At 65.6% G+C, this 1,144-nt stretch carries 2 protein-coding genes; both read left to right on the forward strand.

Annotated elements, in window-relative coordinates; genetic code table 11:
- The first annotated feature begins 126 nt into the window (after positions 1-126).
- Positions 127-630 (forward strand): IS630 family transposase, encoded by a 504-nt coding sequence (locus ACYVOK_RS34435; RefSeq protein ID WP_460666796.1) that lies wholly within the window; start codon positions 127-129, stop codon positions 628-630.
- Between the two features lie 16 nt (positions 631-646).
- Positions 647-1,144 (forward strand): IS630 family transposase (locus ACYVOK_RS34440; RefSeq protein ID WP_460666797.1); only part of this gene is annotated, 498 nt, incomplete at its 3' end.

Genomic DNA, 1,144 nt, shown 5'->3' on the forward strand with positions numbered 1-1,144 from the left:
TCGCTGGTTCTACCCAAGTGTAAAAATAGAGCCTTATACCCGCCCAGAGAATTGCTGACTCGGATTTGCGTCGGGATGGGTGGCGTGATTCACTGCGGAGCGGGGGCGCTGTTGCGGGAGATCAGCATGGCTGCGCTCCAGATCCGGCAGGACTACTCAGCATCCGACCTTCGCCAGCGGGCCGCTCGTGAGAGGGACACCCGGGCCAGCCTGCGGTTGCTGGCCATTGCCAATGCCCTGGAGGGCATGACACGGGCCGAAGCCGCTCGGCTGGCCGGTATGGAACGGCAGGCTCTGCACGATGCCATTCAGCGCTTCAATGTTGAGGGACCTGACGGTCTGCATGACCGGCCCCGCTCCGGTCGCCCGGAGCAGCTCACGGCCGGCCAGCAGGCCGCGCTCAAGGCCCACATCCTGCGCGGGCCGGAGCCCGAGCGCGACGGGATCAGTGCCTGGCGTCTGGTCGACCTGTGCGAGCATGTCGAGCGGACTTATGGCGTGAGCTACAGTGAATGGGGGCTCTCGTGCCTGCTCAAGCGGCTGAACCTGTCGCGTCAGAAGACCCGGCCCTCGCACCCGAAGGGTGATCCGGCCGCACAGGCAGCGTTCAAAAAAGGAACTCCCGTCTAAGCTGCAAACCATCGCGATGGAGCATCCTGATACCCGCCTCCAGCTCTGGTGCCAGGACGAAGCGCGCTTTGGCCAGAAGGGCCGGACCACACGCGTCTGGTATGAGCGTGGGGTGCGCCCGCCCGGTGTGGTCGATCAGCGCTTCGAGAGCTTGTATCTGTTTGCCGCCTGCCGGCCCGGCACGGACGAGACCTTCGCGTTGGCTCTGCCGCGGGTGAACGCTGACGCGATGACGATCTTTCTGGAGCACTTCTCACGGCAGCTTGAGCCGGGCGTGCACGCGGTGCTCGTGCTGGATCAGGCCGGCTGGCACGACAAGAGGGCCCTGCACGTGCCAGAGACGATTACGCTGCTGCCTTTGCCGCCGGCGTCACCTGCGCTGAACCCGGTGGAGCGGATCTGGCTCTACCTGCGTGAGCGCTATCTCTCGCATCGCATGCTGGACGACTACGGGGCGGTGTTGGACGCGGTCTGCCGCGCCTGGAACCGGCTCCTCGACGAGACAGGCCGTCTC

The sequence above is a fragment of the Kribbella swartbergensis genome (assembly GCF_054784135.1).

Bases quoted from the DNA above. Each gene is read 5' to 3' on its own strand.
- ACYVOK_RS34435 (WP_460666796.1), top strand. From the start codon at position 127: ATGGCTGCGCTCCAGATCCGGCAGGACTACTCAGCATCCGACCTTCGC.